The 13385-nt window shown below is 70.7% G+C and carries 11 protein-coding genes and 1 pseudogene; 4 read left to right on the top strand and 8 right to left on the bottom strand.

Annotated features, from left to right (window positions below; all coding sequences use genetic code 11):
• The 3 genes and pseudogenes from ACF1AG_RS26885 to ACF1AG_RS26875 all read right to left on the bottom strand — a co-directional run.
• The gene (locus tag ACF1AG_RS26885; protein WP_359604523.1) at positions 1-1077 is read right to left on the bottom strand and encodes a class I SAM-dependent methyltransferase; all 1077 of its coding nucleotides are present in this window, start codon (positions 1075-1077) and stop codon (positions 1-3) included.
• Positions 1078-1476: 399 nt separating this feature from the next.
• Positions 1477-3510: an FAD-dependent oxidoreductase gene (locus tag ACF1AG_RS26880; RefSeq protein ID WP_391810531.1), complete on the bottom strand. Its 2034-nt coding sequence runs from the start codon at positions 3508-3510 to the stop codon at positions 1477-1479.
• A gap of 205 nt (positions 3511-3715) precedes the next feature.
• Positions 3716-4012, bottom strand: a pseudogene (locus ACF1AG_RS26875) (transposase); the annotation flags it as partial.
• Positions 4013-4242: 230 nt separating this feature from the next.
• On the opposite strand from ACF1AG_RS26875, the gene ACF1AG_RS26870 reads away from it, so the two are divergent.
• Together ACF1AG_RS26870 and ACF1AG_RS26865 are read left to right on the top strand one after the other, a co-directional pair.
• Positions 4243-4983: a class I SAM-dependent methyltransferase gene (locus tag ACF1AG_RS26870; protein WP_359604527.1), complete on the top strand. Its 741-nt coding sequence runs from the start codon at positions 4243-4245 to the stop codon at positions 4981-4983.
• 205 nt (positions 4984-5188) lie between these two features.
• Positions 5189-5854 carry a maleylpyruvate isomerase family mycothiol-dependent enzyme gene (locus ACF1AG_RS26865; protein ID WP_359604528.1) on the top strand — a complete coding sequence of 222 codons (666 nt, stop codon included), beginning with the start codon at positions 5189-5191 and terminating at the stop codon, positions 5852-5854.
• A gap of 61 nt (positions 5855-5915) precedes the next feature.
• On the opposite strand, the gene ACF1AG_RS26860 is transcribed toward ACF1AG_RS26865, so the two are convergent.
• The 4 genes from ACF1AG_RS26860 to ACF1AG_RS26845 all read right to left on the bottom strand — a co-directional run bounded on the left by ACF1AG_RS26860 (position 5916) and on the right by ACF1AG_RS26845 (position 10771).
• Positions 5916-7355, bottom strand: a complete 1440-nt coding sequence (locus tag ACF1AG_RS26860; RefSeq protein WP_359604530.1) for a GH1 family beta-glucosidase — start codon at positions 7353-7355, stop codon at positions 5916-5918.
• A gap of 86 nt (positions 7356-7441) precedes the next feature.
• Positions 7442-8362 (bottom strand): carbohydrate ABC transporter permease, encoded by a 921-nt coding sequence (locus ACF1AG_RS26855; RefSeq protein WP_391810530.1) that lies wholly within the window; start codon positions 8360-8362, stop codon positions 7442-7444.
• A 12-nt stretch (positions 8363-8374) separates the two neighbouring features.
• The gene (locus ACF1AG_RS26850) at positions 8375-9370 is read right to left on the bottom strand and encodes a sugar ABC transporter permease (RefSeq protein WP_359604534.1); all 996 of its coding nucleotides are present in this window, start codon (positions 9368-9370) and stop codon (positions 8375-8377) included.
• A gap of 93 nt (positions 9371-9463) precedes the next feature.
• A complete protein-coding gene (locus ACF1AG_RS26845; RefSeq protein WP_359608063.1) occupies positions 9464-10771 on the bottom strand; it encodes an ABC transporter substrate-binding protein in 1308 nt (435 codons plus the stop codon).
• Between the two features lie 301 nt (positions 10772-11072).
• Between ACF1AG_RS26845 and ACF1AG_RS26840 the strand changes: the two genes are divergently transcribed.
• On the top strand, positions 11073-12086 hold the full coding sequence (locus ACF1AG_RS26840) for a LacI family DNA-binding transcriptional regulator (protein ID WP_359608061.1): 1014 nt from the start codon (positions 11073-11075) through the stop codon (positions 12084-12086).
• 9 nt (positions 12087-12095) lie between these two features.
• On the top strand, positions 12096-12524 hold the full coding sequence (locus ACF1AG_RS26835) for a glutaredoxin domain-containing protein (protein WP_387795084.1): 429 nt from the start codon (positions 12096-12098) through the stop codon (positions 12522-12524).
• A gap of 54 nt (positions 12525-12578) precedes the next feature.
• Here ACF1AG_RS26835 and ACF1AG_RS26830 read toward each other — a convergent pair whose 3' ends face one another.
• Complete coding sequence (locus ACF1AG_RS26830; RefSeq protein WP_359749967.1) at positions 12579-12989, bottom strand: cytidine deaminase; 411 nt, start codon at positions 12987-12989, stop codon at positions 12579-12581.
• Between the last annotated feature and the right edge of the window lie 396 nt (positions 12990-13385).

Raw genomic sequence — 13385 nt, 5'->3', positions numbered from 1 at the left:
TCAGTTCTCCGGCTTGGTGGCGGTCAGGACGGCCCAGGGGAAGTGCCACTCGCGGCGGTCTCCCCAGCCCTCGGGGCGCTTGCCCTCGCGGCGCTCGTCGAACGGGGTCCACGTGGCGCCGGTCAGGCCGGCCTCGGCGCAGACCTTCAGCAGGTCCGAGCCGAACAGGTCGCGGAAGAAGGGCTCGTTGTTGCGCTCGGCGTGCTCGTACACCGTGGCGTCGCGGAAGATGTCCCCGGTGGGGTGGAACTCCAGGAAGGCCATCGTGCCGCCGGGCTTGAGCAGCCGGGCCGCCTCCAGGACGGTCTCGCGGATGGCGTCGCCGGGCATCTCGTGCAGCACCATCGTGCCGGTGACGACGTCGCAGGACGCCTCCTCCAGGCCGGTCTTGCGGCCGTCGCCCTGGCGGTAGCTGATGGCGGCGCCGTCGGCCTCGGCCTCGGCGTGGGCCAGGCGCAGACCGGGGGCGGCGAGGTCGATGCCGATGACCTCGGCCGTCGGGTACTTGTTGACGAGCGGGCGGGTGCTCTTGCCGAAGCCGCAGCCGATGTCCACGACGCGGGCGGCGTCGGGGATGTCGGGCAGGGCGGTCTCGGTGAACAGCCGGTGGAACTTGTAGCCGTCGTTGTCGCGGAGCATCACGATCCGCGCGCCCAGCTCGTAGACGTAGGCGCTCAGGTCGTCGGAGTAGAAGCTGCCGGGCTGGATGTGGATGTCGTAGTCCGTGTACCAGTCGGGCAGTTCGAGGTCCGAGGACAGCCGCAGGTCGCCCTGGGGCTCGGCGGGGATCTCGTCGAGCTGCTCGCGCAGCGCCGCCGAGCGGTCGACGACGGCCTCGCCGACGGTCTTCCACAGCATCTTCTGCTGCACCCGCTCCAGGTGGCTGTACCAGGGGTAGAGGCTCAGCTCGTGCAGGCGGTCGGTGGCACCGTCGAGGTCGGCGGCGACGGGGCCGGTGCCCTGGTACTCCTCGGCGAGGGCCGGGTAGAGGGTGTCGGACCAGCGCTTGCGCAGGGCGAGGACGAAGTCCACCGCGGAACGTTCGTCGAGTGTGAGCTGGTTCTCGATGTCGATCATCAGTCTCTCCTTTTGCGATCGGTGCTGCGGTCGTGCGGGAGCGGCTCACCGCGGACGGGGTGCGACCGTCGTCGGGCGTGTGCGGGTGCGGGCCTTCGCCGGCGCGACGCGAGGGTGGACGTCGGCCGTGGGGGGGGGCGGGTGCTGCCGGCTCCGGAACGCGGACGAGATGGAGCCGTCGTGAGGAGTGCGCGCGGTCCGGGGTGCGTCCGGAGGCGGGCGCCGCGAACGGAGCTGCGAGGAGGCGCCGTGTGCGTCGGGCGCCGGTGGAGAGCGGGCCGGGAGGACGGGATGTGCCCTGCGGGCCCGGTGGGGGGATCGGCCGGAGGGCCGTCCCGTCGGCACGCGCGGTGGGGCGTGCTCCGGGAAGTTCGGGGGTGGTGCGGTGGGTGGTGCGGGTCAGACCGTGCGGGCGAGGAGTTCGGCGCCGCTGACGGCGTCGGTCAGGAAGGTTCCGGCGAGCCGGCCTTCGTACACGGCCTCCAGCGCGGTGCGCGGGGCGTTGGCGTCGCCGACGACGTGGACGCGCGGGGCGCCTTCACGGGCGTCGAGTTCTCGGTAGATGCCGTCGTCGGCCACCGGCAGCGCGACGTCCACGACGGCGGTGATGCCGGTGAGTTCCTCGGTGTGTCCGCTCAGGGTGTCGCGCAGGACGAGGGTGGTCCCTTCGGCTCCGTCCACGTCGCGCATGACGTGGGCGCGGATCCCGAGTTCTCCCAAGCGCTTGGTCAGCGCCAGCTTGGAGTAGGTGGTGATCTTCGCGGCGAACGAGGCCGTCGGCGACAGGATGTGCACCTGGGCACCTTCGCGAGCGAGTGCCTCGGCGAGCGAGGCCGCGGTCCAGGTGCCCTGGTCGTCGCGGACGAGGACCGTTCCGCGCAACGGCTCGGAGCCGCCGGCGGTGAGGGCCTCGACGGTTTCCTCCACATCGAGCACCGGGGGTCCGCCGGGGAGTTCGCGCTTGGTGGGGCGGGCCCCGGTGGCGACGACGACGTCGTCGAAACCGTCGAGCCGGCCACCGGGCAGCACGTCGGCCGAGGTCACCTTCTCCCCGAGCCGTATCGTGACGTCGCTGTCGGCGAGTTCGCGGGTCAGGTCGGCGATCATCAGGCCGAGCCGTTCCCTGCCGGGCACGGACGCCGCGGTGGTGACCTGTCCGCCGAGTTCCCGGCCGGCCTCGGCGAGGGTGACCTCGTGGCCGGCACGGCAGGACGCCAGCGCGGCCTCCATGCCGGACGGGCCGCCGCCGACGACGAGCACGCGCCGGGTGGGAGCGGTGCCGGTGGAGCGCACCCGCGCCCACTCACGTTCGGCTCCGACCTCCGGGTTGACCACGCAGGAGATCGGCAGGTTGGCCTCCAACCGGCCGACGCAGCCCTGGTTGCAGGCGAGGCAGGAACGGACCTCGTGGGCGCGTCCTTCCTCGGCGCGACGCACCAGGTAGGGGTCCGCGATGTGCGGGCGAGCGAGTCCGACCAGGTCGGCCTCGCCGGCCGTGACCAGTTCCGCGGCCTCGGGCAGGCTGTCCAGACGGCAGACGGCGAGCACGGGGAGACCCGGGATCTCCTTCTTGAACAGGGCCGCGTGGTGGCGGAACTGCGCGTGCCCGAAGCTCATGTCGGCCATCTGCGTGCCGAGCGAGTAGCTGCCGTGGTAGGCGGCGTGGCTGGCGTGGACGTACAGCAGCGGGAACTCCTGGCGCAGCAGGTCGACGATCTCGACCATGTCGGGGGGCGTGAGCCCGCCGGGCAGGAACTCGTCGGTGCTGACCCGGATCCCCATGGGGAGGTCCGGCGCCTGCTCCTGCACCGCGGCCAGTACCTCGCGGGTGAAGCGGAGGCGCCCGTCGAGGCTGCCGCCGTAGGCGTCGGTGCGGGTGTTGCTGAAGGGCGAGAGGAACTGCTCGATGAGGTGGCCGTGGCCGAGGTGGATCTCGACACCGTCGTAACCGGCCTGCTGCATGCGCCTTGCGGCGGCGCCGAATGCCTGCACGACGATGGCGATGTCGGTGGGTCCCATCGCGTGCGGGATGTGCGTGCCGGCAGCCCACGGCGTGGTGCCGGGCGACCAGGCGGCGGTGCGGGTGGCGTCGCCGTTGGCCTGCCGGCCGGTGTGCAGGAGCTGGGCGAACAGCTTCGTGCCGTGCGCCTGGACCGCTTCGGCGACAGCCGCATAGGCGGGGATCGAGTCGTCGTCGAAACTGCCGAGGCTGATGTGCCGTCCCGCGCTCGTGGGGTGGACGCGGATGCCTTCGGTGATGATCAGGCCGACTCCCCCCTTGGCCCGCTCGCCGTGGTAGGCGACGTGACGGTCCGTCGGGTTGTTGGCGTGACCGAAATTCGTCGTGTGCCCGGGCACGAACACCCGGTTCCTCAGGTGGACAGAGCCAAGACTGAACGGAGAGAGTAGGGACGTTACGTCCGCTTTTATCACTTGCGATCCCCCAATCCGAGGGCCTAAGCGCCTCCAGCGTTCCGATGATCGGTACACCGTTCGATTGATCGGAACAGTAAGGAATTCTTGATTGGGACGTCAATACATTACTAGCGAGTAGCTTTCATTAGTAACATTCGGACGATCCCACCACTTCGGCCAGCAGATCCAGCCAGCCCCGCGACAGGACCCACCGAACTCTTCACTCCTGGCGGACACCGAGTTCGTCGAGGATCACACGATAGAGCCGGGCCCAGACCCGGTCCCGGCTCCACTGGGCAAACCGGCGGTAGTCCGTCTGCCAGGCCGGACCGAACACGGGCGGCAGCTGCCGCCACGTGCAGCCCGACGTCGCCACGAAGATGATCGCCGCCAGGGCCTCCCGGTCACTTGCTCGACGTCGGCCACCGCCCTGCATACGTATCACCTCAGTCGGTGGCACCACCCGCCGGAACAGCACCCACAACTCGTCCGGCACCAATCGCTCAACCAGATACGTCATGCACGGTTCAACGAACGACCACGCCATAAGAAGCGACGTCTCAAGGGCTCCGGCGACCGGACCAACCCGCGGCACAGGACCCCGCACGCGGAAGTGGCTGTGCGCGGCACGCGCCCACGACTCAGGCCCGCTCCGCCCTGACGGCCGGCATGGCCTGCTGCGGCCGCCCGCCGGGCCGTCCCGGTAAATGAGTCGACAGTGTCTCTCCGTACGCGGCAGAGTGGCCGTCCGTGACGACCAGTGAGCTGTGGAGCCGTGCGGCCGCCGAGCGCTATGACGCCGAGGACACCGAGATGTTCTCGGCCGCCGTCCTCGGGCCGACCGTGGACTTCCTCGCGGCGCTGGCCGGGGACGGCCGGGCCCTGGAGTTCGCCATCGGGACCGGGCGCGTGGGGGTACCTCTGCGGGAACGTGGTGTGCCGGTGACGGGCATCGAACTGTCCGAGCCCATGGCGGCCGTACTGCGGCGGAAGGTCGACGAGGACACACTCCCCGTCGTCATCGGGGACATGGCCACCACCGTCGTGCCCGGATCCTTCACCCTCGTCTATCTCGTCTACAACACCGTCTCCAACCTGCTCACGCAGGACGAGCAGGTCGAGTGCTTCCGCAACGCCGCACGTCACCTGGCACCCGGTGGCCGATTCGTCGTCGAGCTGGGCGTGCCTCCGTTGCGTTCGCTGCCGCTCGGGCAGGTCGCCGTGCCGTTCGACGTCAGCGAGCGGCACCTGGGCTTCGACACGTTCGACCTCGTCGAGCAGATGCTCGTCTCGCATCACTTCACCCGCGACGGGGACGACGGCCGCTACCGCCGCGACGCCTCCCGGCACCGCTACGCCTGGCCGGCGGAACTCGACCTCATGGCGCGGATCGCCGGGCTCGGACTGGAACGCCGCGTCGCGGACTGGGACGGGTCACCGTTCGCCCAGGACTCCCCCAAGCACATCTCGGTGTGGCGCAGGCCGGCCTGAGCCGGGCCACCACGTACACGCCCGCTCCCGCACGGCGTGCCACTCCCCTGGTGACCCCAGGCTCCCGTCCGCACGAAGTCCCGGACGACGCCCCACGCCGCTCCGGATGCACGCGCTGACTCTTCCGCCCCGTCGGCGATGACTTTGCTGCGAGGTGAGGGTCTGACCCAAAACGGCACAGCTGACGACGGGAGTGCAGGGGCTTATGAGTCGTTCGGTACCGGCAGCACGGCGGCCACGTGACACCGAGGTGTGGGGCCTGGTTCACGCCGAGCGGGCCGCCTTGGCCGACGATCTCCGTGAGCTCACGGACGATCAGTGGGCGACGCCCTCGCTCTGCGACGGGCTGACCGTACGCGAGGTGCTGGCGCATTTGACCGCGGGGGCGAGTCTCGACACCGTCAGGTGGCTCGCGGGCGTCGTCCGCTGCCGGTTCGACTTCGACCGGCAGGTCGCCATGCGCCTGGCCGGGCAGTTGGGCTCGGGGCCCGCCGACACCCTGGACCGCTTCCGGCGCGTGATACCGAGCACGACCAAGCCTCCCCTGCCCGCCCTCGCCATGCTCGGCGAGACCCTCGTGCACGGGGAGGACATCCGGCGGCCGCTCGGCATACGGCGGACGTACCCGGTGGAAACCGTGACCGCCGTGGCCGAGTACTACCGGGGCACCGACCTCGTGGTCGTCGCGAAGGGGCGGATCGGCGGGCTGCGGCTCGCCGCCGACGACGGACCGTTCGCGACCGGGGACGGGCCCCTCGTCACCGGAACGACCCTGGCCCTCGTCATGGCGATGACAGGGCGCGCCGCCTGCTGCGACGAACTCGACGGCGACGGAGTCGGCACACTCCGCCGCCGCGCCGGTATGCGGTGACGCCCGCGAGCCCGACCCCCTGTCCCCCCACGGGCAGGGAGTCGGGCTCGCGGAGTTCGGGTCAGGCCGCGGGGAGGACGCCCGTGCGGGCGATCTCCGCGTACCAGCGCGCACTGGCCTTCGGGATGCGCTTGCCGGTCGGGTAGTCGACGTACACCGCGCCGAAGCGCTTGCTGTATCCGTGCGCCCACTCGAAGTTGTCGAGCAGGGACCACAGGAAGTAGCCGCGGACGTCCGAGCCGTCGAGGATGGCGCGGTGGACGGCGGCCAGGTGGTCGCGGACGTACGCGATGCGGGCGGGGTCGTTGACGTTGCCCTCGGGGTCGGCGTAGTCGTCGAAGGCGGCGCCGTTCTCGGTGATGACCAGCGGCAGCTTCGGGAAGTCGGACGACAGCCGGCGCAGCAGGTCGTACAGGCCGGTGGCGTCGACGGCCCAGCCCATGGCGGTGCGCTCGCCGGGCGGCTGGTGGAAGGCGACCTTGTCGGCGGCCGGCCAGGGGCTGTGCGAGCTGTTGCCGTGGCCGTCGGAGGTGTGGGTGCCGCTGCCGTCGGTCTCGGAGACGACCGTCGGCGTGTAGTAGTTGACGCCGAGGAAGTCGAGCGGCTGGTTGATCTGCTCCAGGTCGCCGTCCTTCACGAAGGACCAGTCGGTCAGGCCGGCGGTGTCCTTGAGGAGGTCCTCCGGGTAGGCGCCCTCCAGCATCGGGCCCGTGAAGACGCGGTTGGCGAGCGCGTCGATGCGGCGGGCCGCGTCCTCGTCGCCCTCGGTGCCGGTGAGCGGGCGCACATGGTGGATGTTGAGGGTGACCGAGCACTGGGCGGCGGCCGGGAGGCGGTCGCGCAGGGCCTGCACGGCGAGGCCGTGACCGAGGTTGAGGTGGTGGGCGGCGCGCAGGGCGGCGACCGGGTCGGTGCGGCCGGGGGCGTGCACGCCGGAGCCGTAGCCGAGGAAGGCGCTGCACCAGGGCTCGTTCAGCGTGGTCCACGTCTTGACGCGGTCGCCGAGGGCGTCCGCGGCGAGGGCGGCGTACTCGGCGAAGCGTTCGGCGGTGGCGCGCTCGGGCCAGCCGCCGGCGTCCTCCAGCTCCTGGGGCAGGTCCCAGTGGTAGAGGGTGGCGACGGGCTCGATGCCCTTCTCCAGCAGCTCGTCGGTCAGACGGCGGTAGAAGTCGAGGCCCTTCTGGACGGCCGGGCCGCGTCCGGTGGGCTGGATGCGGGGCCAGGCGAGGGAGAACCGGTAGGCGCCGAGGCCGAGTTCGGCCATGAGGGCGACGTCCTCACGCCAGCGGTGGTAGTGGTCGGTGGCGACGTCGCCGGTGTCGCCGTTGCGGACCCGGCCCGGGGTGCGGGCGTAGGTGTCCCAGATGGACGGGGTGCGTCCGTCTTCCGAGGCGGCGCCCTCGATCTGGTAGGAGGCGGTGGCCGAACCCCAGAGGAAGCCCTTGGGGAAGGTGCGGGCGGCGTCCGGGGTGGACGCGGTCTGCTGTGCTGCGGTGACCACGTAAGTCCTTTCGGGGTGGTGGGGCCGGTTCGCGGGGTGTGCGGAGGGCCCGGTGGGGGTGTCGGATCGGGGCCTGCGGGGAGCGGTCAGCCCTTGACGGCGCCGGCCATGATGCCGCTGACGATCTGCCGGCCGAAGACGATGAACATCGCCAGCAGCGGCAGGGTGCCGAGCAGGGCGCCGGCCATGATGAGCGACTGGTCTCGGACGTAGCCCGCGCTGAGCTGGGTGAGCGCCACGGGGACGGTCGGGTTGGTCATGTCGAGCACCACGAACGGCCAGAAGAAGTCGTTCCAGGCGTGCACGAACGTGATCATGAAGATCACGGCCATGGCGGGCCGGGCCACGGGCAGCACGATGCTCCAGAAGATGCGCAGCGAGTGCGCGCCGTCGACCCGTCCGGCCTCGACGAGTTCGTCGGGCAGCGCCTCGGAGAGATACTGCCGCATGAAGAACACGCCGACGGCGCTGACCAGCGTCGGGAAGATGACTGCGGGCAGCTGCTGCGACCAGCCGAGCTCCGACATCATCATGAACAGCGGGACGACGCCGAGCTGCGGCGGCACCATCATGGTGCCGATCACCAGCATGAGCAGGACGTTGCGGCCCTTGAACCGCAGTTTGGCGAAGGCGAATCCGGCGAGCGTCGCGAAGAACACCGTGGACAGGGCGATCACGCCGGCCACGATGGTGCTGTTGATCATCGCCTTGCCCATGGCCGCCTCGTCCCAGGCGCGGGCGAGGTTGCTGAACAGGTTGGGTCCCGGCAGGAACGGCGGCGGGGTCTGACTGACCCGGGTGTTGTCCGTGGAGGCGGCCACCATCGTCCAGTACAGCGGGAAGATGGACAGGACCGCCATGACGACGAGCAGGATGTAGGCGAGCGGTCCCGCGTGGTGGGTGCGCCCGGCGCGTTCGCGCAGCAGGCGGCGGCCGCCGCGGGCCGGCTTCTCGGGTGCGGTCCGGGCCGGGGCGTCCGTCCGGGCCGGGAGGCTTTGAGTGGTCATGGCGTCTCCAGGTCAGGACGTGCGGGAGCGCAGGCGCTTGATCAGTCGCTGTGCCACGAAGGCGAGGACCAGCACCATGAACATCGCCCAGGCGACGGTCGCCGAGCGGCCCATCTGGTAGTTCTTCCAGCCCTCCTCGTACAGCAGCAGGCCCAGCGTCTGGTACTGGTTGTTCGCGCCGCCGGTGACGCCGTTGGGGCCCTGACCGAAGATCAGCGGCTCACCGAACAGCTGGGTGGCGCCGATCGTCGAGAGCACGATGGTGAAGACGATCGTGGAGCGGATGCCGGGCACGGTGACGTGCCGGAACTGCTGCCAGCGGGAGGCGCCGTCCAGGGAGGCGGCCTCGTAGCGGTCGGCGGGGATGGCCTGCATCGCGGCCAGGTAGAGCAGGGCGTTGTAGCCGGTCCAGCGCCAGATGACGATGGTGGAGATGGCCGCCTGCGCGGGCCACTTGTCGGCCTCCCAGTTCACCGGGTCGATGCCGACCAGGCCGAGCCCCCAGTTGATCATGCCGAAGTCACGCTCGAAGATCATGGTGAAGACGAGCGCGGCCGCGCCGACGGACGTGGCGTACGGCACCAGCGACGCGACGCGGAAGAACAGCGAGGCGCGCATGCGGTAGTTGAGCAGGTGCGCGATGCCCAGGGCCATCAGCAGCTGCGGCACCGTGGAGATGATGCCGATGGTGATGGTGTTCTGCAGGGCGTTCCAGAACCGCGAATCACCCCACAGATCGACGTAGTTGTCGAACGCCACCCACTCCATGACGTCGAGCGTGGCCAGTTCCACGTCGTGCAGGGAGATCCACGACGTGTAGATGAGCGGGTAGAAGCTGAACGCGGCGAAGACCACGAAGAACGGGGCGACGAACGCGTACGGCGCGCCCTTGACGTCGAGGCGGTGCAGCCAGGCGCCGCGCCGCCGTGAGGTCTCCTTGCCGTCCCGGGCGGGGGACGGGCCCGGCGGCTCCTCGCCGGCCAGGGCCTTGGTGGTGGAGGTGGCCACCGGACTTCCTTCCTGAGGGCGGATGGGGGAGCCGTCCCGGGCCCGCGTGCCCGAGGTGGGCGGGCGGGCCCGGGACGGCCGCTGGGCCTGCGGTCAGCGGACCGCCTTCTGGATGCGCTCCGAGGTGGTCTTCCATGCCTCGTCACGCGGCGTCCCCTGCTCGACCAGGGCCAGTCCCTGCGAGAAGGTGTCCTTGATGGTGCCGTCCTTGCGGCCGAGGACCTGCTTGTCCGGGATGTCCTGCGCCGCGGCGCCGAAGATCTCACCCAGCGGCGCGCCGCTGAAGTAGTCGTTCTTCACGGCCTTCACGCTCGGGTCCTCGAGGGCCTTCGCCGAGGACGGGATGTTGCCGAGGTCCTTGAAGATGCGGGCCTGCTGCTCGGGCGCGGTCAGCCAGGCGACGAGCTTCTGCGCCTCCTCCTTCACCGGGCTCTCCTCGATCACGCCGAGGAAGGAACCGCCCCAGTTGGCGCCCTTGGGGGCACGGGCGACGTCCCACTTGCCCTTGTTGACCTCGCCGGCCTTCTCGCTGATGTGGCTCAGCATCCAGGCCGGGCAGACCGCGGTCGCGAACGTGCCGTTGGACAGACCGGGGTCCCAGCCGGGCTGGAACTGGCGCAGCTTGGCGGTCAGGTCCTCGTCGGCGGCGTCCGACGCGAGCTCCCATGCCTCCTTGACGGCCGGGTTCTTGTCGTAGATCAGGTCGCCCTGCTCGTTGTAGTACTGCTCGGGGTAGCCGTAGACCATGGCGTTGAACAGGCCGCTGGCGGAGTCGGTGTAGGCGACGTCGCCGCCCTTGAAGTCCTTCTTGAAGGTGCGGCCGACCTCGACGTACTTCTTCCAGTCGCCCTCCCACAGCTTGCCGACCTCTTCGCGGTCGGTGGGCAGTCCGGCCTTCTCGAAGTAGTCCTTGCGGTAACAGACCGCCATGGGGCCGATGTCGGTGCCGAGGCCCAGCACCTTGCCGTCGGTCGTGGTGATCTGGGACTGCTTCCAGGGCAGGAAGTGGTCGGTGCCCTCGACCTTCGAGAAGTCGGCGAACATGTCCGCCCGGGTCTCGGTGATCTCCTTGGCACGGCCGATCTCGATGCCCTGGATGTCCTTCAGGCCCTTGCCGGCGGCGAGCTTGGTCTGCAGCGCGGTGTAGTAGGTCTGCTCGTCACCGGCTATCTCGGCCTTGATCGTGACGCCGGGGTTCTGCTTCTCGTACTCCTCGAGGAGACCGGTCTCCTTGATGCCCATGACGCCGAACAGGCCCATGGTGATGGTCACCTTGTCGCCGTCCTTGCTGCCACCCGTGACCGAGTCGCTGTCACCGCTGCAGCCGACGACGAGCGACAGCGCCCCGACGGCCGCGGCTGTCGCCACTGCCTTTCTGCGCAACGAACCGAGAGTGCCCATGGATCTCCTCCTAGCGACGGCGCTGACACATCGGAGTGACGAGTTCTGCGATGACTACAGCGGCTCTGGATCGAGGTGGGAACGTGCCCAACTCCGGGTGGGCACGTTCCCACCGCTGCACGAAGACTTGTATCAGCGACGCAATCTGTCAATAACTTGAAAGCAACTTCTCTGTGGGAACCGAGCCTTCCGTTCGCCTTCCGGACCCTGGGGGTGCTTCGCCGTCCCCGGCGTCTGCAAGAATTGCCGCAGGTCACCTCCGCGGCAGAGAACGCCGCCGCGGCCGCTGAGGGGGGAGTGCATGACGGGCAACCGCCGTCCCACGATCAAGACCGTCGCCGCCCGCGCCGGCGTGGGCCGCACCACGGTCTCCCGCGTCGTCAACGGCTCCGACCTGGTCAGCGCCGACGCCCGGGCGCGGGTCCTGGCGGCGATCAAAGAACTGAACTACGTCCCCAACTCCGTGGCCCGCGGTCTGGTCACCAACCGCACCAACGCCGTGGCCCTGGTGATCCCGGAGTCGGAGAGCCGGCTGGGCTCGGAGCCGTTCTTCGCCGCGCTGATCCGCGGCGTGAGCGGCGCGCTCGCCGAGAGCGGCACACAGTTGCAGCTGATGCTGGTCCGTGACCAGGCCGAACGCGACCAGCTCACCGAGTCGGTGGCCACCCGCCGGGTGGACGGCGTGCTGCTGGTCTCCGTGCACGCCGAGGACCGGCTGCCCGGCATCCTCGAGGAGATGGGCCTGCCCACGGTGCTCGCCGGCCGCCGCGACGCGGGCGAGCAGCTGAGCTACGTCGACTCCGACAACGCGGGCGGCGCCGCCGAAGCCGTCCGGCATCTGCTGGGCCGCGGGCGTAGGCGGATCGCGACGATCACCGGCCCGCAGGACATGGACGTCGGCCGCGCGCGCCTCGCGGGGTGGCACGCCGCGCACAAGGAAGCGGGCGTTCCGGCGGACGAGTCGCTGATCGAGCCGGGTGACTTCTCCGAGGACAGCGGCGGCCGGGCCATGCGTTTGCTTCTTGAACGCATACCGGATCTGGACGCCGTGTTCGCCGCGTCGGACCTCATGGCGGTCGGCGCGCTGGCCGAATTGCGCCGGCAGAAGCGCCGGGTGCCGGACGACGTGGCCGTGGTCGGCTTCGAGGACTCGGTGCTCGCCCGGCACACCAACCCCCCGCTGACGACGGTGCGTCAGCCGGTGGAGGAGCTGGGCCGTACGATGGCTTGCATCCTCACCGACATCACTCTGAACGACCGGCCCCGGCAGCAGATCACGCTGCCCACGGAACTGGTCGTCCGTGAATCCTCCTAGGGGCGCACGATGGTACGGGGCTGGTTGCTGCCGCTGCTGCTGACGGCAGCCGGGGTGCTGGGGGCGGCGGGCCTGTTCACCGACGGGAACACGATCGCTGCGGCCGCGGTCCTTACAGCGTGCGTCGCGTTCGCGGTGGTGAACTCACCGCTGGTGTTCCCGGCGTCTCTCGGCGCCGAGGAGGCGCGGCGCCGCAGCGCGGCGGACGGGCGCCCGGTGATCTACTGGCGGCCGGGGTGCGCCTACTGCAGGCGGCTGCGATTCCGGCTGGGCCGGGACGCGCGCCGCGCCCACTGGGTCGACATCTGGCGCGACCCGGCCGCCGCGGCGGCGGTGCGGGCGGTGGCGGACGGGAACGAGACGGTGCCGACGGTGGTCCTGCCGGACGGGCGGGCGCGGGTCAATCCCGATGCGGACTGGGTGCGCGAACGGTTGTGAAGGGCGCGGCCGTTCCGCCCTCCTGGTCCTCCACCCCGGTCACATCGCCCGGGACTACGACGGCGTGTCCAGCTGGTGGTCGGCCCAGACGTACGTGTGCGGGAGGAGGGCCGCGACCGGGACCGCGCGGAGGCCGGCGGGGGTGGGGACGACGACCTGGAGGGCGGGGAAGTAGTCCAGGAGCGCCTGGCGGCAGCGGCCGCACGGGGGGACGACTCCGCGGTCGCGGTCGCCCACCGCGACGATGGTCCTCAGGCCGTGAACGCCCTGGGCGGCGGCCGTGCCGACGACGACCAGTTCGGCGCACGGGCCGCCGGTGAAGTGGTAGGCGTTCACCCCGGTGACGATCCGGCCGTCCGTGGCGCGGGCCGCCGCGGCCACGGTGTGGTTGTCGCCCCGGCAGCGGGTGCGGGCAACCTCGGCCGCGGCCGCCACGAGTTCCTCGTCGACGTCGTGCGTGTGCATGGTCCGGTGTGCCTTCCGTGGCGGTGATCCCGTGCGCCACGACGACCGTGGTGCATGACAGCCGCGGCGCGCAAGCCGGTTGCGCGGGTCAGGTGCGGCCGGGGCGGGCGCCATCCGGCCCGGTGGGTCCGGCTCAGGCCCGGTGGGTCCGGCTCGGGCCCGGTGGGTCAAGTGCGGCCGGTGAGGTGCGGCCGGTGGGTCAAGTGCGGCCGGTGAGGTGCGGCCGGTGGGCAGGTGCGGGCCCGGTGGGCGGGGCTCCCGAGGGAGGCTCGAGCGCGTAACCGACGGCCTCTCACTCGGCGCGTCATAGTCATGGACACGTCGTGCGGATCATGGGATAAGGTCCGGAAGTCGATCACTCGTTCGTGATCATCTCGCGGCGTTCCTGGGGAGAGC

The sequence above is a fragment of the Streptomyces sp. NPDC014764 genome, assembly GCF_043082785.1.
Lineage (GTDB): Bacteria > Actinomycetota > Actinomycetes > Streptomycetales > Streptomycetaceae > Streptomyces > Streptomyces althioticus.
The sequence above is the reverse complement of the archived record's forward strand: the minus strand, read 5'-3'. Positions and strand labels throughout refer to the sequence as shown.